The sequence below is a fragment of the Pseudomonas xanthosomatis genome (assembly GCF_019139835.1).
In the GTDB taxonomy this organism is placed as follows: domain Bacteria; phylum Pseudomonadota; class Gammaproteobacteria; order Pseudomonadales; family Pseudomonadaceae; genus Aquipseudomonas; species Aquipseudomonas fakonensis.
Window position 1 is genome coordinate 525918 of the sequence record NZ_CP077075.1, and the last position, 21968, is coordinate 547885.

At 64.1% G+C, this 21968-nt stretch carries 19 protein-coding genes; 13 read left to right on the top strand and 6 right to left on the bottom strand.

The genetic code is table 11. The features are described from left to right. Positions 1–19 precede the first annotated feature (19 nt). Positions 20–1552: a MocR-like pyridoxine biosynthesis transcription factor PdxR gene (pdxR, locus tag KSS93_RS02285; protein WP_217886987.1), complete on the top strand. Its 1533-nt coding sequence runs from the start codon at positions 20–22 to the stop codon at positions 1550–1552. A 164-nt stretch (positions 1553–1716) separates the two neighbouring features. Here the strand turns inward: pdxR and KSS93_RS02290 are convergent, their stop codons facing one another. The 4 genes from KSS93_RS02290 to aspA all read right to left on the bottom strand — a co-directional run bounded on the left by KSS93_RS02290 (position 1717) and on the right by aspA (position 6738). Continuing rightward, on the bottom strand, positions 1717–2820 hold the full coding sequence (locus KSS93_RS02290; RefSeq protein ID WP_217886988.1) for an extracellular solute-binding protein: 1104 nt from the start codon (positions 2818–2820) through the stop codon (positions 1717–1719). A 2-nt stretch (positions 2821–2822) separates the two neighbouring features. Next, entirely contained in the window at positions 2823–3863 is a 1041-nt protein-coding gene (locus KSS93_RS02295; RefSeq protein ID WP_217886989.1) for a histone deacetylase family protein, read from the bottom strand. A 215-nt stretch (positions 3864–4078) separates the two neighbouring features. Next, entirely contained in the window at positions 4079–5071 is a 993-nt protein-coding gene (locus KSS93_RS02300) for an AraC family transcriptional regulator (protein WP_217886990.1), read from the bottom strand. A 242-nt stretch (positions 5072–5313) separates the two neighbouring features. Further along, entirely contained in the window at positions 5314–6738 is a 1425-nt protein-coding gene (gene aspA / locus KSS93_RS02305) for an aspartate ammonia-lyase (protein ID WP_217886991.1), read from the bottom strand. A 182-nt stretch (positions 6739–6920) separates the two neighbouring features. Here aspA and KSS93_RS02310 point away from each other — a divergent pair, with 182 nt between their 5' ends. From KSS93_RS02310 to KSS93_RS02330, 5 genes are all read left to right on the top strand, one after another. Further along, positions 6921–7856 carry a LysR substrate-binding domain-containing protein gene (locus KSS93_RS02310; protein WP_217841009.1) on the top strand — a complete coding sequence of 312 codons (936 nt, stop codon included), beginning with the start codon at positions 6921–6923 and terminating at the stop codon, positions 7854–7856. A 171-nt stretch (positions 7857–8027) separates the two neighbouring features. Next, a complete protein-coding gene (gene purE / locus KSS93_RS02315; protein WP_016489856.1) occupies positions 8028–8519 on the top strand; it encodes a 5-(carboxyamino)imidazole ribonucleotide mutase in 492 nt (163 codons plus the stop codon). Between the two features lie 10 nt (positions 8520–8529). Continuing rightward, positions 8530–9612, top strand: a complete 1083-nt coding sequence (locus tag KSS93_RS02320) for a 5-(carboxyamino)imidazole ribonucleotide synthase (protein WP_217886992.1) — start codon at positions 8530–8532, stop codon at positions 9610–9612. Positions 9613–9709: 97 nt separating this feature from the next. Further along, complete coding sequence (locus KSS93_RS02325) at positions 9710–9955, top strand: GlsB/YeaQ/YmgE family stress response membrane protein (protein ID WP_217886993.1); 246 nt, start codon at positions 9710–9712, stop codon at positions 9953–9955. Between the two features lie 51 nt (positions 9956–10006). Next, positions 10007–10540, top strand: coding sequence for a DUF3299 domain-containing protein (locus tag KSS93_RS02330; RefSeq protein ID WP_217841007.1), 534 nt, complete (start codon positions 10007–10009; stop codon positions 10538–10540). 120 nt (positions 10541–10660) lie between these two features. On the opposite strand, the gene KSS93_RS02335 is transcribed toward KSS93_RS02330, so the two are convergent. Both KSS93_RS02335 and KSS93_RS02340 read right to left on the bottom strand, forming a co-directional pair. Beyond that, a complete protein-coding gene (locus KSS93_RS02335) occupies positions 10661–11557 on the bottom strand; it encodes a D-hexose-6-phosphate mutarotase (protein ID WP_217886994.1) in 897 nt (298 codons plus the stop codon). Positions 11558–11627: 70 nt separating this feature from the next. Beyond that, positions 11628–12026, bottom strand: coding sequence for an acyl-CoA thioesterase (locus tag KSS93_RS02340; protein ID WP_003253317.1), 399 nt, complete (start codon positions 12024–12026; stop codon positions 11628–11630). Positions 12027–12373: 347 nt separating this feature from the next. Between KSS93_RS02340 and KSS93_RS02345 the strand changes: the two genes are divergently transcribed. From KSS93_RS02345 to KSS93_RS02375, 7 genes are all read left to right on the top strand, one after another. Beyond that, positions 12374–13663, top strand: coding sequence for an MFS transporter (locus tag KSS93_RS02345; protein WP_217886995.1), 1290 nt, complete (start codon positions 12374–12376; stop codon positions 13661–13663). Between the two features lie 189 nt (positions 13664–13852). After that, positions 13853–14851: a phosphate ABC transporter substrate-binding protein PstS gene (locus KSS93_RS02350; RefSeq protein ID WP_217886996.1), complete on the top strand. Its 999-nt coding sequence runs from the start codon at positions 13853–13855 to the stop codon at positions 14849–14851. A gap of 148 nt (positions 14852–14999) precedes the next feature. Further along, a complete protein-coding gene (locus KSS93_RS02355; protein WP_217886997.1) occupies positions 15000–17288 on the top strand; it encodes an ABC transporter permease subunit in 2289 nt (762 codons plus the stop codon). A gap of 17 nt (positions 17289–17305) precedes the next feature. After that, positions 17306–18976, top strand: coding sequence for a phosphate ABC transporter permease PstA (gene pstA, locus KSS93_RS02360; protein ID WP_217841002.1), 1671 nt, complete (start codon positions 17306–17308; stop codon positions 18974–18976). A 102-nt stretch (positions 18977–19078) separates the two neighbouring features. After that, positions 19079–19912: a phosphate ABC transporter ATP-binding protein PstB gene (gene pstB, locus KSS93_RS02365; RefSeq protein WP_217886998.1), complete on the top strand. Its 834-nt coding sequence runs from the start codon at positions 19079–19081 to the stop codon at positions 19910–19912. Between the two features lie 203 nt (positions 19913–20115). Next, the gene (gene phoU, locus KSS93_RS02370; protein WP_217841000.1) at positions 20116–20886 is read left to right on the top strand and encodes a phosphate signaling complex protein PhoU; all 771 of its coding nucleotides are present in this window, start codon (positions 20116–20118) and stop codon (positions 20884–20886) included. 162 nt (positions 20887–21048) lie between these two features. Next, a complete protein-coding gene (locus KSS93_RS02375) occupies positions 21049–21957 on the top strand; it encodes a response regulator (protein ID WP_217886999.1) in 909 nt (302 codons plus the stop codon). The last annotated feature ends 11 nt before the right edge of the window (positions 21958–21968 follow it).

The following is a 21968-nucleotide window of genomic DNA, read 5'->3' on the forward strand; positions in this document are numbered from 1 at the left end:
TTTTCATAGGGCCAATGCCATGAGCGAGCACACCCACGCGTTGCCCTTCGACCCGGCCGGTATCACCCTCGATCGCCGCCGTGGCCTCAGCCAGCAGCTGTACCAGGCGTTGCGCGCACGGGTGCTGGATGGCCGCCTGGGCAGCGGCACGCGGCTGCCGGCCACCCGTGACCTGGCGTTGGTGCTGGGTTTGTCGCGCAACAGCGTGGTGCGTGCCTACGACCAGCTGTACGCCGAAGGCTTCATTGAAAGCCGGGTGGGCGACGGCACTTATGTAAGCCAGCTACCAAAACTATCCACACAACTATCCACAGGGTTATCCCGTGGGTTATCAACAGAGTTATCCACATTTCGCACTTCTTATACTGAGGATTCATCCAGTTCAGAGGCTTTTTGTGAGCCTGTGCAGCGCCTGAAAAACCATCATCTACCGTTGCCTCGCACCGGCGCGCCACGGGCATTTCGAGTGGGGGTACCGGCCTTCGATCTGTTCCCGTTCGACGTGTGGGCCAAGCTGCAAGCGGGTTTCTGGCGAAAACCCGATGCCGCGCTGCTCGGCTACGGTGACCCGGCAGGGGAGTTGCCACTGCGTGAACTGATCGCCACCTACCTGCGCCGCTCCCGCGGCCTGACTTGCAGCGCTGAACAAATTGTGATCACCAGTGGCGCACAGCAGGCCATCAGCCTTTGTGCACAACTGCTCTTGCAGCCAGGTGACGGTGTGGCTGTGGAAAACCCTGGCTACCGCGCAGCCGGCAATGCTTTCGCCATGGGCGGTGCCCAGTTGCGCGGCGTGCCGGTGGACGACGAGGGCATGGATTGCGCGCGGCTGGCCGGGTTGAGCGATTGCCGGGTGGCTTATGTAACCCCTGCGCACCAGTACCCCACCGGGGTGACCATGAGCCTGGCCCGGCGCCTGGCGCTGCTGGCCTGGGCCGAGCGCCAGGAGGGCTGGGTGATTGAGGACGACTACGACGGCGAGTACCGCTACAGCGGCGCCCCACTGGCGCCGCTGGCGGCGCTGGATCGCCAGGGTCGGGTGCTGTACGTCGGCACCTTCAGCAAGGTTGCCTTTCCCGCATTACGCCTGGGCTACCTGGTGTTGCCGCGGCGCCTGGTGCAGGCCTTCAGCCAGGGCCGTGCGCTGTCGGTACGGCATTCGGAGGTGAGCACCCAGTGCGTGATGGCCGAGTTCATGGCCCAGGGGCACTTCCAGCGGCATATCCGGCGCATGCGCAAGGCCGCGCTGAGCCGGCGCAATGTGCTCAAGGCCGGGTGGCCTGCAGAGGTTGCCGGGCTGGGGGCAATGCCGGAGGTAGCGGCGGGGCTGCATGTGAAGGTGGCTGTGGATAACTTTGCGCGGGAGCAGGAGTTGGTGGCGCGGGCCGAGGCAGTGGGGGTGGAGGTCAACCCGTTGAGCGGTTACTGGTTGCCGGAAGGCGAGGTGCCTGTGGATGAAAGGGCGGGGCTGGTGTTGGGGTTTGCGGCAGTGCCGGAGGGGCAGATTGCCGAGGCGTTGATGAAATTGCGCAAGGCTTGGCGCAAAGGGTAGGGCTGCCGGCTTCTTCGCGGGCAAGCCCGCTCCCACAGGGATCGCGCCAGCTTTTAGAAATTGAGCAAGACAGTTGCTCCCACAGGTGCAATGCCTGCTTCAGGTTTGCGCAATCCTGTGGGAGCGGGCTTGCCGGAGTGCCGGACCACCGCGAAGAAGGCGCCTCAGGTCCCGGACTTGATCTTGGTCCAGGCCCGGGTGCGCGCCCGCTCGGCATCCCGCGGCAGCGGCTTGAGGGTGTACAGCTTGGCCATCGCCTCGGCAGTCGGGTACAGGTTGGGGTTGTTGCGGATCGCCGGGCTGACCTTGTCGGTGGCGTCCTTGTTCGGGTTCGGGTAGCCGACGAAGTCGCTGATCGGCGCGATCACTTCAGGGCGCAGCAGGTAGTTGATGAAGGTATGCGCATCCTCGGGGTTGGCGGCGTTTTTCGGGATTGCCAGCATGTCGAACCAGATCGGCGCGCCTTCCTTGGGCAGGCGCATGTCCACTACCACGCCGTTGTTCGCCTCCTTGGCCCGGTTGGCGGCCTGGGAGAAGCTGCCCGAGTAGCCCACCGCCACGCAGATGTCGCCGTTGGCGATGTCGGCCATGTACTTGGAGGAGTGGAAGTAGGTGACGTGCGGGCGAATCTTCAGCAGCAGGTCCTGGGCTTTCTGGTAGTCCGCCGGTTTACCGCTGTTGGGGTCCAGGCCCAGGTATGAAAGCGCCAGCGGCAAAATCTCCGACGGCGAGTCGAGCAGGGCCACGCCGCACTGCTTGAGCTTGGCGATGTTCTCTTCCTTGAAGATCAGGTCCCAGCTGTCCACCGGCGCATTTTCGCCCAGGGCCGCCTTTACCTTGGCCGGGTTGAAGCCGATCAGCACGGTACCGTACATGTACGGCACGGCAAACTTGTTGCCCGGGTCGTTGGCCTCGATCAGCTTCATCAGCGCCGGGTCCAGGTGCTGCCAGTTGGGCAGCTTGCTGCGGTCCAGCGGCTGGAATACCCCGGCCTCGATCTGCTTGGCGAGGAACACATTGGACGGCACCACCACGTCGTAGCCGGAATTGCCGGTCAAAAGCTTGGCCTCCAGCGCCTCGTTGGTGTCGAAGATGTCGTATACCAGCTTGACCCCGCTGTCCTTCTGGAAGGCGGTGAGGGTTTGCGGGGTGATGTAGTCGAACCAGTTGTACACCCGCAGGGTGCGCTGTTCGGCATGGGCGTTGAGGGCGCCGGCCAGCAGGCTGGCGGCGACGAGCGGGGCGAGCAGACGTTTGATGCGGACCATGTTCAGGCTCCTGGCTGGGCGCGCTGGAAGCCTTCCAGCACATTGACCGCGTTGATGCCGATTTCTTCCACAGCGTAGCCGCCTTCCATCACGAACAGGGTCGGCTTGCCGAGCTGGGCGATGCGTTTGCCCATCTCCAGGTAGTCGGGGCTGTCGAGCTTGAATTGCGAGATGGGGTCGTCTTTGAAGGTGTCCACGCCCAGGGACACCACCAGCACCTCGGCGTCATAGGCGTCGATGCGCTGGCAGGCCTGTTCCAGTGCGTTGCTCCAGGCAGCCCAGTCGCTGCCGGCCGGCAGCGGGTAGTTGATGTTGTAGCCAGCGCCTGCGCCCTCGCCGAGCTCATCGGCGTAACCGAGGAAGAACGGGAACTCGTCCTGCGGGTCGCCGTGGATCGAGGCGAAGAACACATCGTTGCGGGTATAGAAGATGTCCTGGGTGCCGTTGCCGTGGTGGTAGTCGACATCGAGGATGGCCACCTTGCGTCTGCCCTGGTCGAGGAAGGCCTGGGCGGCGATGGCGGCGTTGTTCAGGTAGCAGTAGCCGCCCATCACTTCGGCGGCGGCATGGTGCCCCGGCGGGCGGCACAGGGCGAAGGCCGAATGGGCGCCTTGCTGGATGGCGGCCTGGGCGGTCAGCGCCACTTGCGCCGCGCTGTAGGCGGCCTGCCAGGTGCCGGCGGTGATCGGTGCGCCGGCGTCGAAGCTGTAGTAGCCCAGCTCGCCATGCAGGCCGGTGGGCTTGACCTGGCGCAGGGTGCGCGCCGGCCAGGTGAAGGGCAGCAGGTCGCCGTCATGGCCCAGTGCGGCCCAGCGCGCCCAGGCGCCTTCGAAGAAGTTCAGGTAGTCGGCGCTGTGGATGCGCTGCAGCGGGGCGCGGCCAAAGTCGGTGGGGCCCTGGACTTCGCCGAGGTTGCGCTTTTTCACCTGCTCGAGCACATGATCGGCGCGCGAGGGCATCTCGAAGCAAGGCATCAGCTGGCCGTCGATCAGCTCGCAGCGGCCGTGGTGCAGGCGGTGGTCATCGGAATAGATCGTCAGCATTTGTTGTTCTCCGGGTAATCACTGGCGTGGGCCCATTCTGCTGGGCGGCCGGACTACCGGGGGACGTTGCAAACGGCCAAAAGGGGATAAATATGGCCAAGTACATCCTGTTCCGGCCTCTTCGCGGGCAAGCCCGCTCCCACAGGATTACCTCAGCCTTCATTGCTGCGCAGAACCTGCGGGAGCGGGCTTGCCCGCGATAGGGCCGGAACAGGTCAACCGCGAAAATGGCTCGGCGCCACGCCACTCCACCGCTGGAAGGCATGCCTGAAGCTTGCCGTCTCGCTGAACCCCAGGGTTTCGGCAATCCGGTAGATCGGCATCTGGTCCTCGGCCAGCAGCTGCTTGGCCCGCTCGAAGCGCAGCTCGTCCAGCAGCTGTTGATAACTGCTGCCCAGCGCCTGCAAATGCCGGCGCAAGGTGCGTGACGAGCAGTTCATCTGCCGCGCCAGCCCCTCAAGCCCGGGCGCGGCATCCAGCTGCTGCAGCAGCAACTGGCGAATGCGCCCAAGCCACGCCTGGCGCCCGGTGAACTCCAGGTTCAGGCGCCGGCAGCGTTCGCTCATGGCTTTGTGGGTGATGGGGTCGGCCAGCGGCAGCGGCATGTCCAGCCAGCGCCGTTCGAAGGCAAAGGCGTTGTCACCTGCCTCAAAGCCCAGCGGGCACTGGAATGCACCGGCGTAGAGCGCGTGGTAGCCCGGGCGGGCATGTTCGAAGCGCGCTGCCAGCAGGGGCAGCGGGCGGCCGAGCAGGTCGTCGCATATGACTTTCAGCGACACCAGGCAGAACTCGGCATTGAAGGCCGCCAGCGCCGGTGCGTCGTAATGCTCGCTGGCGCTGAGCCAGACCCGCTGGCCGTCATCCACCAGGCGCAGCTGAAAGACTGTTCCCAGCAGTGCCGGAAACTGCAGCGCCAGGCGCAGGGCGTCACCCAAAGTGGCACTGGAAAGCAGCGCGTAACCGAGCATGCCGTAGCACGACACATGCATGCGCCGGCCCAGTTCCAGGCCGATGTCCTCGCGCCGGGCCACGGCGTTGGCGCACACCTGCAGCTCCTGCTGGGTGGTGATGCGGGCATCGCTGTGGCCCAGGTCGGCCGGGCCTATGCCGCTGCCGGCGAGCATCTGCTGCGCGGCCACGCCGTCCTCCTGGAACACCTTGAGGATCAGCGATACCGCGTTGAGGGTGGTGAGGTGGCTGTGCAGCATGCTCGGTGTCCCGTTGGGCTGAGGGGCATTATGGAGCAAGTTGTGTGCCGGGCGGGGGAGTCAAGGCTTTGTGCCGGGTGTACCGGCCCTGTCGCCGGCAAGCCGGCTCCTGCAGGGGGCGCGTGACCTCCAGGCCGGTGCTGGCAGGCATAAAAAAAGGGCCCGTAGCGTGCGCTCGGGCCCTTGAAAGGCTGAGAGGTGTCTAGTCCCTCGACCTGGTGAGACTGTTTGCAGCGGCCGGGTTACGCCTTCAGCGGAACCAGACGTGGAGCGATCATGTTTTCCGGGCGCAGGATGTCGTTGAGCATCGCTTCGTCCAGCAGCTTCTCCTCGCGCACCAGTTCCAGCACGCCGCGGCCGGTTTCCAGGGCGACGCGGGCGATACGGGTGGCGTTTTCGTAGCCGATGTAAGGGTTCAGGGCGGTGACCAGGCCGATCGAGTGCTCGACCAGTTCACGGCAGCGCTGTTCGTTGGCAGTGATGCCGACGATGCAGTGCTCGCGCAGCATGTCCATGGCGCGTTGCAGCAGGCGGATCGAGTCGAAGATCTTGTAGGCGATCAGCGGCTCCATCACGTTCAGCTGCAGTTGGCCACCTTCGGCGGCGACGGTCAGGGCCAGGTCGTTGCCCATGATGGCGAAGGCCACCTGGTTGACGGCCTCAGGGATAACCGGGTTGACCTTGCCTGGCATGATCGAGCTGCCTGGCTGGCGCGCCGGCAGGTTGATCTCGTTGATGCCGGTGCGCGGGCCGCTGGACAGCAAACGCAGGTCGTTGCAGATCTTCGACAGCTTGACCGCGGTACGCTTGAGCATGCCGGAGAACAGCACGAAGGCGCCCATGTCGGAGGTGGCTTCGATCAGGTCGGCAGCCGGGACCAGCGGCTGGCCGCTGATGGTGGCCAGGCGCTGCACGGCCAGGGCCTGGTAGCCCGGGTCTGCGTTGATGCCGGTACCGATGGCGGTGCCGCCCAGGTTGATTTCGGTCAAAAGTTCCGGGGCCAGCGAGCGCAGGCGCTGCAGGTCTTCGGTCATGGTGGTGGCGAAGGCGCGGAATTCCTGGCCCAGGGTCATCGGCACGGCGTCCTGCAGCTGGGTGCGGCCCATCTTCAGAACGTGGTCGAACTCTTTACCTTTGGCAGCGAAGGCCTGGATCAGGCTTTCGAGGCTGGCCAGCAGGGCGTCGTGGCCCAGCAGCAGGCCCAGGCGGATGGCGGTCGGGTAGGCGTCGTTGGTCGACTGCGCCATGTTCACGTCGTTGTTCGGGTGCAGGTACTGGTACTCACCCTTCTGGTGGCCCATGGCCTCCAGCGCGATGTTGGCAATGACTTCGTTGGCGTTCATGTTGGTGGAAGTACCAGCACCGCCTTGAATCATGTCCACGACGAACTGCTCGTGGTAGTCGCCTTTGATCAGGCGCCCGCAGGCTGCGCTGATGGCAGCATGCTTGGCATCGCTCAGGTGCCCCAGCTCACGGTTGGCGTCAGCAGCAGCCTGCTTGACCATCGCCAGGCCCACTACCAGTTTCGGGTAGTGCGACAGCGGAACGCCGGAGAGGTGGAAGTTGTTGGCAGCGCGCAGGGTCTGGATGCCGTAGTAGGCATCGGCAGGGACTTCAAGGGTGCCAAGCAGATCTTTTTCGACGCGGAACGATGCAGCGGAGGACATGATGGATATCATCTCGATTTTGACCCGGCACATGCCGGAATGGCGCCAATCCTAGGCCTTAAGCCGATTTTGCGGCCAATGCTGTTGCACGCTAACCTATGCACAAACGGCATACGGTTTGGTGTGACGCCGATTGACAATCGAGCGTGTTCCATTTTGGTGCACGCGTTGCGGAGTAGTCGATGAACCTCGAAAGCAAATGGCTGGAGGACTTCAGTGCCTTGGCTTCCACGCGCAGTTTTTCGCAGGCTGCGGAGCGTCGTTTCGTCACCCAGCCGGCCTTCAGCCGGCGTATTCGCAGCCTTGAGGCAGCGTTGGGGCTGACCCTGGTCAACCGCTCGCGCACACCGATCGAACTGACCGAGGCCGGGCAGCTGTTTCTCGTCACCGCGCGCACCGTTGTCGACCAGTTGAGCGAAGTTCTCCGCCATTTGCATCATCTTGAAGGCGGCCAGGGCGAAGTTATCCAGGTGGCGGCGGCGCACTCGCTGGCATCGGGGTTTTTCCCGCGGTGGGTGGCGCAGTTGCGCAACGACGGTTTGAACATCGCCACGCGCCTGGTTGCGACTAACGTAGGGGATGCCGTGCACGCCCTGCGTGAGGGTGGCTGCGACCTGATGCTGGCGTTCTATGACCCGGACGCGGCGCTGCAGATGGACGCCGAGATCTTCCCGTCGCTGCACATGGGCACCACCGAGATGCTGCCGGTGTGCGCGGTGGGTGCCGACGGCAAGCCGATGTTCGACCTGGAAGGCGAGGGCAGCGTGCCGCTGCTGGCCTACAGCGCCGGGGCCTTCCTCGGGCGCTCGGTCAACCTGCTGCTGCGCCAGCGCAACCTGCGCTATACCACTGTGTATGAAACAGCCATGGCCGACAGCCTCAAGAGCATGGCGCTCGAAGGCATGGGCATCGCCTGGGTGCCGCGGTTGTCGATGCGCGGCGAGCTGGAGCGCGGCGAGCTGGTGATCTGCGGTGGTAGCCAGTGGCATGTGCCGCTGGAAATCCGCCTGTACCGCTGCGCGCTGGTGCGCAAGGCCAATGTGCGGCTGTTGTGGCGCAAGCTCGAAGGCGGGCCGGCGGCAGTTGACTCCAAAGTCAGCCAAACCCCCGAAAAATAAGGCCGACAGTTGGTCGCCGGGGGTGCCGTGACGGCGTCGCGTTACGCTATACTGCGCGGCCTTTCGACCGGACTGCTCCGGTCCGGATCAGCAAACAAGCCACGCCGGTCGTCCCGCGTGGCTTGTTGTTTTTTGACGCGCCTGCGGGCGCACAAGCGAAGAGGCTCGACGATGAGTGCACTGGTTGGCGTGATCATGGGCTCCAAGTCCGATTGGTCCACCCTTAGCCACACCGCCGATATGCTGGAAAAACTCGGCATTCCCTACGAAGTGAAGGTGGTTTCCGCCCACCGCACCCCGGACCTGCTGTTCCAGTACGCCGAAGAGGCCGAAGGCCGCGGCATCGAGGTGATCATCGCCGGTGCCGGTGGCGCCGCCCATCTGCCTGGCATGTGCGCCGCCAAGACCCACCTGCCGGTGCTGGGCGTACCGGTGCAGTCGTCGATGCTGTCGGGCGTCGATTCGCTGCTGTCGATCGTGCAGATGCCGGCCGGCGTACCGGTCGCCACCCTGGCCATCGGCCGGGCCGGTGCGATCAACGCCGCCTTGCTGTCGGCGAGCATCCTCGGTGCCAAGTACCCGCAGTATCACGCGGCGCTCAAGCAGTTCCGCACCGAGCAGACCGACACCGTGCTGGACAATCCAGACCCGCGCCAGGCTTGAGGCTGACTTTATGAAGATCGGTGTAATCGGTGGTGGCCAGCTGGGCCGCATGCTGGCCTTGGCGGGCACCCCGCTGGGCATGAACTTCGCCTTCCTCGACCCGGCGCCGGACGCCTGCGCAGCGCCCTTGGGCGAGCACCTGCGCGCCGACTACGGTGACCAGGGCCACCTGCGCCAGCTGGCCGACGAAGTCGACCTGGTAACCTTCGAGTTCGAAAGCGTGCCGGCCGAGACCGTCGCCTTCCTTTCGCAGTTCGTGCCGGTGTACCCCAGCGCCGAAGCCCTGCGCATCGCCCGCGACCGCTTGTTCGAAAAGAGCATGTTCCGCGACCTGGGCATCCCCACCCCGGCCTTTGCCGACATCCTCTCGCAAGCCGACCTGGACGCCGCAGTGGCCAGCATCGGCCTGCCGGCCGTGCTGAAAACCCGCACCCTGGGTTACGACGGCAAGGGCCAGAAGGTGTTGCGCAAGCCGGAAGATGTGGTCGACACCTTCGCCGAGCTGGGCAGCGTGCCGTGCCTGCTTGAAGGCTTCGTGCCGTTCACCGGCGAAGTGTCGCTGGTGGCCGTGCGTGCCCGCGATGGCGAAACCCGCTTCTACCCGCTGGTGCACAACACCCACGACAGCGGCATTCTCAAGCTGTCGGTGGCAAGCGACGCGCACCCGCTGCAGGCCCTGGCCGAAGACTACGTCGGCCGTGTGCTCAAGCAACTGGACTACGTTGGCGTGATGGCCTTCGAGTTCTTCGAGGTGGACGGTGGCCTGAAGGCCAACGAGATCGCCCCGCGGGTGCACAACTCCGGGCACTGGACCATCGAAGGCGCCGAGTGCAGCCAGTTCGAGAACCACCTGCGCGCCGTTGCCGGCCTGCCGCTGGGCTCGACCGCCAAGGTCGGCGAGAGCGCCATGCTCAACTTCATCGGCGAAGTGCCGGCGGTGGACAAGGTCGTGGCCATCGACGGCTGCCACCTGCACCACTACGGCAAGGCGTTCAAGCTTGGGCGCAAGGTTGGCCACGCCACCCTGCGTTGCCAGGATATGGCCACCCTCAAGGCCAAGATCGCCGAAGTAGAGGCGTTGATCGCCGGCTGATCGAACTTCTGTCGGTCTGTAGCCCTCTGAAATGGCAACTCGCCAAAGCGCTGTCTAGGCTTTGGCGTGTTCCATCTTCAATTATCGAGGGATTGCCATGGGCATCATTGGAACCATCTTCATCGGCCTGATCGTCGGCCTGCTGGCGCGTTTCCTGAAACCGGGCGACGACAGCATGGGCTGGATCATGACCATCCTGCTCGGTATCGCAGGCTCTTTGGTCGCCACCTATGGCGGGCAGGCGCTGGGCATCTACCAGGCGGGGCAGGCCGCGGGCTTCTTCGGGGCCCTGGTGGGCGCCATCCTGCTGTTGGTGATCTACGGCTTCATCAAGAAGAACTGAACACAGGCTAGAATGCCCGGCAATTCAATCCTGAGTTGCCGAGCATTTTTCATGCGAGCGTTATTTCTCATTCCCCTGCTGCTGGCCAGCACCCTTGCCCATGCCGAACTGCCCGAAACCGACTGGCTGGAGCTGATGCCCAAGTCGGACCAGAAGGCCCTCGAGCAGATGCCCGAAATCGACCACAACTCCCCGGAAGCCATGGGTACGTTCACCGACAAGGGTGGCTTGAAGCAGAGCAAGGGCTTGCCGGCGGTGATGTACTCGACCAAGACCGTGGCTGCCATGAACGGCAAGCAGATCCGCCTGGGCGGTTACCCGGTGCCGCTGGAAAGCGACGCCAAGGGCAACAGCACGCTGTTCTTCCTGGTGCCCTACCCGGGGGCGTGCATCCACGTGCCGCCGCCGCCGCCGAACCAGCTGGTGCTGGTGCGCTACCCCAAGGGGCTGAAGATCGACGACATCTACACGCCGCTGTGGGTTACCGGGCAGTTGAAGGTGGAGAAGGTCAGCAATGATTTGGCCGATGCAGCGTACGCGCTGGATGCCGGGAAGGTGAGGGTGGTGGAAGACGCCGACCTGTGATGCTTTACCGACCTCTTAGCGGGCAAGCCCGCTCCCACAGGTTATGCACAGGCCCGAAGGCAGTGATCAACCTGTGGGAGCGGGCTTGCCCGCGAAGAGGCCGGTGCAGCAAACCATGGCTTAGAGCATTTCACTGCCAATGCTGAGCCCCAAGGCGTGGCTGGCCCCAGGCTTGAGCTCCACCACGTCATCCCACACATTCGCCGTCTCGATGCACAGCATGCGCTGCCAGCCGTCGTCGGCCATGTCGGCCAGTTCCCTGGCCCGTTCGGTCCAGGGGTTCCAGATCACCGCCGAGCGCGAACCGCTGCTGGTCAGGGTGATGCGCCGCTGCCAGTGCGGGTCATCGATGCTCAAGGTTTGCGGGGTATCGAGGTAGATCCGGTCGGTCTCGCCGGCAAAGCCCAGCGCGCCTTGCTGCTGGCGCTGCTGCCAGTCGGCCAGGGTCTCGATGTAGCTGAGCCCCTCGACCCCTTCCACCTGCACCTGGCGCACGTCGCTGACGGCAAAGTAGCTGTGCAGGGCCTGGCTGATGGTCACCGGGCTGTCGCCCTGGTTGTGGCTGGTGAGGGTCAGCTTCAGGTCGCTTGCCAGCTCTACCTGCAGGGTCAGGGCCACGTTGTGGGCCCAGTCCGGCAGTTGGCCCTGTGCCTGGGGCAGGGTGAAGGTCACGCTCAGGCTCTCGCCTTGCTGGTCGGCAGCCAACAGTTGCCAGTCGCGGGTACGGGCCAGGCCATGCGCCGGCGCTTCGCTGCCGCTGTACATGGCCTGTACCGGCTCAGGGTTGCGTTGCAGGTTGCCGAACCAGGGCCAGCACACCGGCACGCCGGCACGTACCGACTTGCCCTGGCGGAAGATGGCGTCTTCGCTCAGCCACAGCAGCGGTGGCTCGCCCACGCGCTGATAACTGAGAATCTGCGCGCCCTGCTGGGCGATCAGCAGCTCGGCGTGGGCGGTGGTCAGGCGCCAGCAGTTCAGCTCGCCGTGTTGTTCGGTTTCGATCCGTGGGATAACCATGCGCTCGTCTCAAAGGTTGCAGTGAGGCGTTGGACCCCATGCCAGGCAACGAGTTTACCGCGCGGCTTTCTCAGCGACGAGGCACCGAACGGGTGCGGCCACTGCCGTCGATGGCGACGAACACGAACACCGCCTCGGTGACCTTGCGCCATTCGCTGGACAGCGGGTCGTCGCTCCACACCTCGACCATCATCTGGATCGAGCTGCGGCCGATTTCCAGGGTCTGGGTATAGAACGAAAGCTGCGCGCCCACCGCCACCGGTACCAAAAAGGCCATGCGGTCGATGGCCACCGTGGCCACCCGGCCACCGGCGACGCGGCTGGCCATGGCGGTGCCGGCCAGGTCCATCTGGGCGACCAGCCAGCCGCCGAAGATATCGCCGAAGCCGTTGGTCTCGCGCGGCAGCGCGGTGATCTGCAGGGCCAGGTCGCCCTGCGGGATAGGATCTTCTTGTTCGAGCTCAATCATGCCGTGGGGCCTCTGACCCGTGACGCTTCGTTGGTGGCGCAGTGGAGGACGCCGTGAAAACGCTTCAGCCGAACACTGACGTCGCTTCGGGGGCGGCCAAAGGGAGACTCTGCGAAACAGTCTGACAGTACTGACTTACGTTTTCGCACAACATCCCGTGATAAACGCAACCTTTTTCTACGAACGGCCAGTATATAGACCATCACAGCCAGCGACGACCGTGCATTGGTGAATATCTGTACGGACTTTGTATGCTATCGGCTGCACTTTGCAATTTGTTATCTTCACCGCCTGAACATTCCAGAAGCCGCACCCCAAGCGGCCTGCACTCCAACAAGAGAACGTCGATGACCTCCGTGCCCAGCAGTATCGAGCAGCCTTCCCGGCCGCTGACCCGCAGTGACTACAAGACCCTTTCGCTGTCTGCCCTGGGCGGTGCGCTGGAGTTCTACGACTTCATCATCTTCGTGTTCTTCGCAACGGTAGTCGGCAAACTGTTCTTCCCCGCCGACATGCCCGAGTGGCTGCGCCTGATGCAGACCTTCGGCATCTTCGCCGCCGGCTACCTGGCGCGGCCACTGGGCGGCATCGTCATGGCCCACTTCGGCGACCTGCTGGGGCGCAAGAAGATGTTCACTCTGAGCATCTTCATGATGGCCCTGCCGACCCTGGTGATGGGCCTGCTGCCGACTTATGCACAGATCGGCCTGTGGGCGCCGATTCTGCTGCTGCTGATGCGCGTCATCCAGGGCGCGGCCATTGGCGGCGAGGTGCCGGGCGCCTGGGTGTTCGTCTCCGAGCACGTGCCGGCGCGCAACACCGGTTACGCCTGCGGCACCCTGACCGCCGGCCTGACCTCGGGCATTTTGCTGGGCTCGATGGTGGCCACGCTGATCAACACGGTCTACACCCCCGAAGAAGTGGCCGACTATGCCTGGCGTATCCCGTTCCTGATGGGCGGGGTGTTCGGTTTGTTCTCGGTGTACCTGCGCCGCTGGCTGCACGAAACCCCGGTGTTCGCCGAAATGCAGCAGCGCAAGGCCCTGGCCGAAGAGCTGCCGCTGCGTGCGGTGCTGCGTGACCACCGCGGCGCGGTGATCCTGTCGATGCTGCTGACCTGGCTGCTGTCGGCCGGCATCGTGGTAGTGATCCTGATGACCCCGGCGTTGCTGCAGAGCCTCTACCACATCAGCCCCACCGACTCGCTCAAGGCCAACAGCCTGGCCATCGTGCTGCTGAGCGTCGGTTGCATCACCGCTGGCAGCCTGGCCGACCGCTTTGGCGCTGGCCGGGTGTTTGTGGTTGGCAGCTTGCTGCTGCTGGCAAGCTCGTGGAGCTTCTACCACAGCCTGCCGACCCGCCCGGACCTGCTGTTCCCGCTGTACGCCGTGACCGGCCTGTGCGTGGGCGTGATCGGCGCGGTGCCCTACGTGATGGTCAAGGCGTTCCCGGCGGTGGTGCGCTTCAGCGGCCTGTCGTTCTCCTACAACCTGGCCTACGCCATCTTCGGCGGCCTGACCCCGATGGTGGTTACCGGGCTGCTCAAGGTCAGCCCGATGGCGCCGGCGTATTACGTGGCGTGCCTGTGCGCGCTGGGGTTGTTGGTGGGGGTCTATCTGCTGGCGAAAAAGCGCTAGAAGCCCACGCAACCGTTTCCCCGTGAGGCGGTGCGTCCCTCCTGAAACATCCTGCAAAGGCCATCCCCGACTACCGGTGATGGCCTTTCATCCAATTGTCACATTCGAGTCATATCGTGTTCATGCGGCCTGCTGATACTTGGGCCCGTTCCATCACAACCCCTACGATATTCCTGCTAGGAGCAAGGCATGAAACTGAAGCGTTTGATGGCGGCCCTGACCTTTGCCGCCGCTGGCGTTGCCACCGCCAATGCGGTCGCCGCTGTCGACCCAGCAATCCCGACCTACACCAAGACCACCGGTGTATCGGGTAACCTCTCCAGCGTCGGTTCCGACACCCTCGCGAACCTGATGACCCTGTGGGCCGAGGCCTACAAGAAGGAATATCCGAACGTAAACATCCAGATCCAGGCTGCCGGCTCGTCCACCGCGCCACCCGCCCTGACCGAAGGCACCGCCAACCTAGGCCCGATGAGCCGCAAGATGAAGGACGTCGAGCTGCAGGCCTTCGAGCAGAAGTACGGCTACAAGCCTACCGCCATCCCGGTTGCCGTTGACGCCCTGGCTGTCTTCGTGCACAAGGATAACCCGATCAAAGGCCTGACCATGGCTCAGGTCGACGCGATCTTCTCCTCCACCCGCCTGTGCGGTGGCAGGGCTGAAATCAAGACCTGGGGCGACGTTGGCGTGAAGGGCGACCTGGCCAACAAGCCAATCCAGCTGTTCGGCCGCAACTCGGTATCGGGCACCTACGGCTACTTCAAGGAAGAAGCCCTGTGCAAAGGCGACTTCAAGCCTAACGTCAACGAACAGCCTGGCTCGGCTTCGGTCGTGCAGTCGATCAGCTCCTCGCTGAACGGCATCGGCTACTCGGGCATCGGCTACAAGACCGCTTCGGTCAAGACCGTCGCCCTGGCCAAGAAAGAAGGCGGCGAGTTCATCGAAGACAACGAAGCCAACGCCCTGAACGGCACCTACCCGCTGTCGCGCTTCCTGTACGTCTACGTCAACAAGGCGCCGAACAAGCCTCTGGCCCCGCTGGAAGCCGAGTTCGTCAAGCTGGTGCTGTCGCAAGCCGGCCAGCAAGTTGTCGTGAAAGACGGCTACATCCCGCTGCCTGCCAAAGTGGTCGACAAGACCCTGGCTGACCTGGGCCTGTCCCACGCCGGCAACGTTGCAAAGAAGTAATTAGGCAGTAACCGGAAGGGGCTGGCAGCCAATGCGCCGGCCCCTCTCCACGAATTCGTCAGTCCGAGGCCAGGGTACCTGCGCGTCGGGCTTTGTTGCGTCACTGCACTGTCATGTTTTTGTCATACGGGACCGCTAGGGTGTGCGCATGAATGATCTGGCCAACTCCACCATGACCCAAAATTCTCCTCCGGTGCGCATTGATTTCAATACGCCCGAGTTGCAACGCAAGCGCCGCATGCGCGCCCTCAAGGATCGCCTGACCCGCTGGTATGTACTGGTGGGCGGGCTTGCCGTGCTGGCAGCGATCACGCTGATCTTCTTCTACCTGGCCTATGTGGTGCTGCCGCTGTTCCAGGGCGCCACGCTCACCAGCAAGAAGGCCCTGGAGCCGACCTGGCTGCAGCAGGATGCCGGCAAGCCGCTGATGATCGCCCTCGAGGAGCAGAACCTCGTGGGCATGCGTGTTTCCGACAAGGGCCAGGCCCTGTTCTTCGATACCAAGACCGGTAACGAACTCAAGCGCGTCGACCTGCCGCTGCCCGCCGGCACCCAGGTCAGCTCGATCGGCAGCGACCAGCCGGGCAGCCCGCTGGTGGTGCTGGGCCTGTCCAACGGCCAGGCGATCGTGTTCCACCACACCTACAAGATCACCTACCCGGACAACAAGAAGACCATCGAGGCGGGTATCGACTACCCCTATGGTCAGGCGCCGTTCACCCTGAGTGACGAAGGCCGCGCGCTGGAGCACGTCAGCGTCAACGTCAACGGAGAAACCCTGCTGCTGGCCGGCTCCACTGGCGCGCAACTGCAGGTGGTCGAGCTGTCGCGCACCGAGAACATGATGACCGGTGAGGTGACCACCGAGCAGAACCGCATCGTCCTGCCGCAAATGACCGAGACGGTAAAAAACATCTTCATCGACCCGCGTCAGCAGTGGCTGTATGTGGTCAACGGCCGCGCCACCGCCGACGTGTTCAGCCTGCGCGAAAAAAGCCTCAACGGCCGCTACAAGCTGCTCGAAGACGGCAACGCCGAAATCACCGCCAGCGGTCAGCTGGTGGGCGGCATCTCGCTGATCTTCGGTGACTCCAAGGGTGGCCTGAGCCAGTGGTTCATGGCCCGTGACCCGGACGGCGAGCAACGCCTGAAACTGATCCGCAGCTTCCAGCTGGGCAAGGCTCCGGTGGTGCAGATCGACGCCGAAGAGCGCCGCAAGGGCTTCATCGCCCTGGACAGCGAAGGCAAGCTGGGTGTGTTCCACAGCACCGCGCACCGCACCCTGCTGGTAGAGCCGGTCGCCGAAGGCGCAGGCATTCTGGCACTGTCGCCGCGTGCCAACCGCATCATCGTCGAAGAGGGTGGCAAGCTGCTGCCCCTGAGCCTGCGCAACCCGCACCCGGAAATCTCCTTCAGCGCGCTGTGGGGCAAGGTTTGGTACGAGAACTACGATGAGCCCAAGTACGTTTGGCAGTCGACCGCCTCGAACACCGACTTCGAACCCAAGCTGAGCCTGTCGCCGCTGACCTTCGGTACGCTCAAGGCCGCGTTCTACGCGATGATTCTGGCCGCCCCGCTGGCGATTGCCGCCGCCATCTACACCGCCTACTTCATGGCCCCGGGCATGCGCCGCAAGGTCAAGCCGGTGATCGAGCTGATGGAAGCGATGCCGACGGTGATCCTCGGTTTCTTCGCCGGCCTGTTCCTGGCACCGTATCTTGAGGGCCACCTGCCGGGCGTGTTCAGCCTGCTGCTGATCCTGCCGGTGGGCATCCTGGTGGCGGGTTTTGCCTGGAGCCGCCTGCCGGAGTCGATCCGCCTGCGTATCCCGGACGGCTGGGAAGCGGCGATCCTGATCCCGGTGATCCTGGCCATCGGCTGGTTCGCTCTGTCCATGAGCCCGTTCCTGGAGAGCTGGTTCTTCGGCGGCGACATGCGCCTGTGGATCACCAACGATCTGGGCATCACCTACGACCAGCGCAACGCCCTGGTAGTGGGCATCGCCATGGGCTTTGCGGTCATCCCGAACATCTACTCGATCGCCGAAGACGCTGTGTTCAGCGTGCCGCGCAGCCTGACCCTGGGCTCGTTGGCACTCGGCGCTACGCCGTGGCAGACCCTGACCCGCGTGGTCATCCTCACCGCCAGCCCGGGTATCTTCTCGGCGCTGATGATCGGCATGGGCCGTGCGGTGGGCGAGACCATGATCGTGTTGATGGCCACCGGCAACACCCCGGTGATGGAACTGAACCTGTTCGAGGGCATGCGCACCCTGGCCGCCAACGTGGCCGTGGAAATGCCTGAATCGGAAGTCGGCGGCAGCCACTATCGTGTGCTGTTCCTCGCCGCCCTCGTGCTGCTGATGTTCACGTTCATCATGAACACCTTGGCCGAGCTGATTCGCCAGCGCCTGCGCAAGAAATACTCGTCGCTTTGATAGAAAGGTAGAGATCCGTGAAAAAGGATTCCCTCAAAGGCTGGTTCAAGAGCGGCGCCCCCGGCGTCTGGATCAGCGGTGGCGCGGTGGCCATGGCGGTCATCATGACCATTGGTCTGCTGTCCGTGATCGCCGTACGCGGTTTGGGCCACTTCTGGCCGGCCGACCTGATCCAGGCCACCTACAAGGTGCCTGGCCAGGCCGACCATGTGATCATCGGTGAAGTGGTACAGAAGGAAGAAGTACCGCGCGAACGCCTGAAGAGCGCCGGCTTGCCGGTGCCTGACCAGGGCCCGGAGTTCATGACCCGCGAGCTGGTCAAGATCGGTAACCGCGACCTCAACGGCAGCGACTTCACCTGGCTGGTCGGCGACTGGCTGGTGGACGAGCAAAAGCCCGCCGAGCTGATCGCCCTGGAGCGCCGCGAGTGGGGCAACTTCTACGGCTTCCTGGTCAGCGTCAAGGAAGAAGGCCGTGTGGTCGCCCAGGGCCCTGAGGCCTGGAACGAGCTGCAAACCCGCCTCAAGCGCGCCAGCGACCTCAACGACCAGTTGGTCAAGCTGGAGAAAAAGGACATCGGTGCCATCAACCATGGCCTGGAGCGCCTGCGCCTGCACAGCCGCAAGCTGGAGCTGGACGGCAAGCTGGACGCTGCCGCCCAGGCCGACATGGACGCCGAGCGTGCCGAGCTGAACAACCGCTACAAGGCCATCGAGGAGCGCCTCACCGGCCTGCACCAGGCGTTCGCCCGCGACAGCCTGGTAGCCCGCGACGGCAACGGCCGCGAAGTGGAGATCAACCTCAGCAAGGTGGTCCACGCGATCCAGCCGAACGCCATGTCCGGCATGACCAAGATGGGCACCTACTTCGCCAAGGTGTGGGAATTCCTCAGCGACGACCCGCGTGAAGCCAACACCGAAGGCGGTATTTTCCCGGCCATCTTCGGCACCGTGATGATGACCCTGATCATGGCCGTGATCGTCACCCCGTTCGGCGTGCTGGCGGCGGTGTACCTGCGCGAATATGCACGCCAGGGCCCGGTGACCCGCCTGATCCGCATCGCGGTGAACAACCTGGCGGGCGTTCCGGCGATCGTCTACGGCGTGTTCGGCCTGGGCTTCTTCGTCTACGTGCTGGGTGGCTCCATCGACCGGTTGTTCTTCCCCGAGTCGCTGCCGGCACCCACGCTGGGTACCCCGGGCCTGCTGTGGGCATCCTTGACCCTGGCGCTGCTGGCGGTACCGGTGGTGATCGTGGCCACCGAGGAAGGCCTGGCGCGCATCCCGCGGACCGTACGTGAAGGCTCCCTGGCCCTGGGCGCGACCAAGGCCGAGACCCTGTGGAAGATCGTCCTGCCGATGGCCAGCCCGGCCATGATGACCGGCATGATCCTCGCCGTGGCCCGCGCCGCCGGCGAAGTGGCCCCGCTGATGCTGGTGGGTGTGGTGAAGCTGGCGCCGTCGCTGCCGCTGGACGGCAACTACCCGTACCTGCACCTGGACCAGAAGATCATGCACCTGGGCTTCCATATCTACGACGTCGGCTTCCAGAGCCCCAACGTCGAGGCCGCGCGGCCGCTGGTGTACGCCACCGCGCTGCTGCTGGTGATGGTGATTGCCACCCTGAACCTCTCGGCGGTGTGGATTCGTAACCACCTGCGCGAGAAGTACAAGGCCCTCGACAGTTAACTTCAGCTTTAAGCCACAAGCGGCAAGCTCCAAGCAGATTGCCGCTTCGTCCAAACTTGCAGCTAGCAGCTTGAAGCTTGCAGCTTCAAATGGAGTAAGAACATGCAACACGAAACTCATACCCACGGCATCGACATGTCGGCCCTGGGCCGCGACAAGCAGAGCCTGCGCCTGGCCGAAGAGACCGTGGCCATCGAAGTGCCTGGCCTGTCGCTGTTCTACGGCGACAAGCAAGCGCTGTTCGACGTGCAGATGAACATCCCCAAGCAGCGCGTGACCGCCTTCATCGGCCCGTCCGGCTGCGGCAAGTCCACGCTGCTGCGTACCTTCAACCGCATGAACGACCTGGTTGACGGCTGCCGCGTCGAGGGCGCCATCAACCTGTACGGCAACAACATCTACCGCAAGGGCGAGGACGTGGCCGAATTGCGCCGCCGGGTGGGCATGGTGTTCCAGAAGCCCAACCCGTTCCCCAAGACCATCTACGAAAACGTGGTCTACGGCCTGCGCATCCAGGGCATCAACAAGAAGCGCACCCTCGACGAAGCCGTCGAGTGGGCCCTCAAGGGCGCGGCTTTGTGGGACGAGGTCAAGGACCGCCTGCACGATTCGGCACTGGGCCTGTCCGGTGGCCAGCAGCAGCGTCTGGTGATCGCCCGTACCATCGCCGTGGAGCCTGAAGTACTGCTGCTCGACGAACCCTGCTCGGCACTGGACCCGATCTCCACGCTGAAGGTCGAAGAGCTGATCTACGAACTGAAATCCAAGTACACCATCGTCATCGTGACCCACAACATGCAGCAGGCAGCCCGTGTTTCGGACTACACCGCATTCATGTACATGGGCAAACTGGTGGAATTCGGTGATACCGACACCCTGTTCACCAACCCGGCGAAGAAGCAGACCGAAGACTACATCACCGGTCGTTACGGCTAGCAGCTGGCTGCGTGGGGGCAGGTGACCCTGTGGGAGCGGGCTCGTCGGACCGCCGCACCGCCGCGAACACCGGCGAAGCCGGTGCCAGCCACCGCGGCGCCTGATTCGCGGGCAAGCCCGCTCCCACACGGTCCGGTAATGCCAGAAAGCCAGGGAACGATACGAACTACTTGAAGCTTGCAGCTTCTTCGCGGAGCGAAACGATGATCAACAAAGAAAGCCTTACCCATCACATCTCCCAGCAGTTCAACGCCGAGCTCGAAGAGGTGCGCAGCCACCTTCTGGCGATGGGCGGCCTGGTCGAGAAGCAGGTCAACGACGCGGTCACCGCGCTGATCGAGGCCGACTCGGGCCTGGCCCAGCAGGTGCGCGAGGTCGACGAGCAGATCAACCAGATGGAGCGCAACATCGACGAGGAGTGCGTGCGCATCCTCGCCCGTCGCCAGCCGGCGGCCTCCGACCTGCGCCTGATCATCAGCATTTCCAAGTCGGTGATCGACCTGGAGCGCATCGGTGACGAGTCGACCAAGATCGCCCGCCGCGCCATCCAGCTGTGCGAGGAAGGCGAGTCGCCACGCGGTTATGTGGAGGTGCGCCACATCGGCGACCAGGTGCGCAACATGGTGCGCGATGCCCTGGATGCCTTCGCCCGCTTCGACGCCGACCTTGCGCTGTCGGTGGCCCAGTACGACAAGACCATCGACCGCGAGTACAAGACCGCGCTGCGCGAACTGGTCACCTACATGATGGAAGACCCGCGCTCGATCTCCCGCGTGTTGAGCGTGATCTGGGCGCTGCGTTCGCTGGAGCGTATCGGCGACCACGCGCGCAACATCTCGGAGCTGGTGATCTATCTGGTGCGCGGCACCGACGTGCGCCACATGGGCCTCAAGCGCATGAAGGCCGAAGTTGAAGGCACTGCCTCCAACGAGGGCGAAAGCGCTAATGTTCCGGCTGAACCGGACGATAAATAAGATTGCTCCCGAGCATCACGCCCGGCTTGTGCCGGGCGTTTTCGTTTGTGGTCGAGCACCAGCAGGCACCCGCGAACGATCAGAGAAGTCCCGGCGTGACCAGTGGTTTGGCAAATTGCCATCAGTCGGCGGTATGCTAGTCGGGATTCAAGAGGAGTATCGATGAGTAAAGTCAATGTGCTGGTCGTGGACGATGCCCCGTTCATCCGCGATCTGGTAAGGAAGTGCCTGCGTAATGCCTTCCCGGGCATGGTGATCGAAGATGCGGTCAACGGCCGCAAGGCCATGGCCATGCTCGCCAAAGAGCGTTTCGACCTGGTCCTGTGCGACTGGGAGATGCCGGAAATGTCCGGCCTCGAACTGCTGACCTGGTGCCGCCAGCAGGAAGAAATGAAAGCCATGCAGTTCATCATGGTGACCAGCCGTGGTGACAAGGAGAACGTGATCCAGGCCATCCAGGCCGGCGTCTCCGACTTTGTCGGCAAGCCGTTCACCAACGAACAGCTGCTGACCAAGGTGAAAAAGTCCCTGACCAAGATCGGCAAGCTCGACAGCCTGATGGCCGGTGCCCAGGCCCGTGCCAACTCGGCCTTTGCCAACGACTCGCTCAGCGCCCTGACCGGCGGGCGCCCGGAGGCCGCCAAGGTGGCTGCGCCTGCCGCTGCCCCGGTTACCGCAGCCGCCAAGCCGCTGATCAACGCGCCGACGCCCAGAAGCCCTGCCGCCGGCCCGGCGGGCCGTGGCCAGGGCCAACTGCGCCTGGCCAGTGGCCCGCAGGCTTGCGTCATCAAGGCCCTGAGCCTGAAAGAGGCCCTGCTGGTGGTGCGCCGCAGCGCCAACCTGCCGCAGGTGCTCGAAGGCGCGGTACTGGACCTGGAGCAGGGCGATAACGCCGAGGTGGCGCGCCTGAACGGCTACCTGCATGCCATCGCCGCGCTGGAGCCAAAGCCTGAAAGCGACTGGCTGCAACTGACCTTCAAGTTCGTCGACCAGGATGCGCAGAAGCTCGACTACCTGTCGCGCCTGATCGCTCGCGGCACGACCCAGAAGCACTTCACGCCCGGGGCCTGAGCCTTCGCAGG

Excerpts from the sequence above, each read along its gene's own strand:
- KSS93_RS02325 (WP_217886993.1), top strand. The coding sequence starts at position 9,710 with ATGGGCATCATTGGAACCATCTTCATCGGCCTGATCGTCGGCCTGCTG.
- KSS93_RS02290 (WP_217886988.1), bottom strand. The coding sequence starts at position 2,820 with ATGGTCCGCATCAAACGTCTGCTCGCCCCGCTCGTCGCCGCCAGCCTG.
- KSS93_RS02320 (WP_217886992.1), top strand. The coding sequence starts at position 8,530 with ATGAAGATCGGTGTAATCGGTGGTGGCCAGCTGGGCCGCATGCTGGCC.
- pstB (WP_217886998.1), top strand. The coding sequence starts at position 19,079 with ATGCAACACGAAACTCATACCCACGGCATCGACATGTCGGCCCTGGGC.
- KSS93_RS02310 (WP_217841009.1), top strand. The coding sequence starts at position 6,921 with ATGAACCTCGAAAGCAAATGGCTGGAGGACTTCAGTGCCTTGGCTTCC.
- pdxR (WP_217886987.1), top strand. The coding sequence starts at position 20 with ATGAGCGAGCACACCCACGCGTTGCCCTTCGACCCGGCCGGTATCACC.
- aspA (WP_217886991.1), bottom strand. The coding sequence starts at position 6,738 with ATGTCCTCCGCTGCATCGTTCCGCGTCGAAAAAGATCTGCTTGGCACC.
- KSS93_RS02345 (WP_217886995.1), top strand. The coding sequence starts at position 12,374 with ATGACCTCCGTGCCCAGCAGTATCGAGCAGCCTTCCCGGCCGCTGACC.
- phoU (WP_217841000.1), top strand. The coding sequence starts at position 20,116 with ATGATCAACAAAGAAAGCCTTACCCATCACATCTCCCAGCAGTTCAAC.
- purE (WP_016489856.1), top strand. The coding sequence starts at position 8,028 with ATGAGTGCACTGGTTGGCGTGATCATGGGCTCCAAGTCCGATTGGTCC.
- KSS93_RS02375 (WP_217886999.1), top strand. The coding sequence starts at position 21,049 with ATGAGTAAAGTCAATGTGCTGGTCGTGGACGATGCCCCGTTCATCCGC.
- KSS93_RS02330 (WP_217841007.1), top strand. The coding sequence starts at position 10,007 with ATGCGAGCGTTATTTCTCATTCCCCTGCTGCTGGCCAGCACCCTTGCC.
- KSS93_RS02295 (WP_217886989.1), bottom strand. The coding sequence starts at position 3,863 with ATGCTGACGATCTATTCCGATGACCACCGCCTGCACCACGGCCGCTGC.
- KSS93_RS02335 (WP_217886994.1), bottom strand. The coding sequence starts at position 11,557 with ATGGTTATCCCACGGATCGAAACCGAACAACACGGCGAGCTGAACTGC.
- KSS93_RS02355 (WP_217886997.1), top strand. The coding sequence starts at position 15,000 with ATGAATGATCTGGCCAACTCCACCATGACCCAAAATTCTCCTCCGGTG.
- KSS93_RS02340 (WP_003253317.1), bottom strand. The coding sequence starts at position 12,026 with ATGATTGAGCTCGAACAAGAAGATCCTATCCCGCAGGGCGACCTGGCC.
- KSS93_RS02350 (WP_217886996.1), top strand. The coding sequence starts at position 13,853 with ATGAAACTGAAGCGTTTGATGGCGGCCCTGACCTTTGCCGCCGCTGGC.
- KSS93_RS02300 (WP_217886990.1), bottom strand. The coding sequence starts at position 5,071 with ATGCTGCACAGCCACCTCACCACCCTCAACGCGGTATCGCTGATCCTC.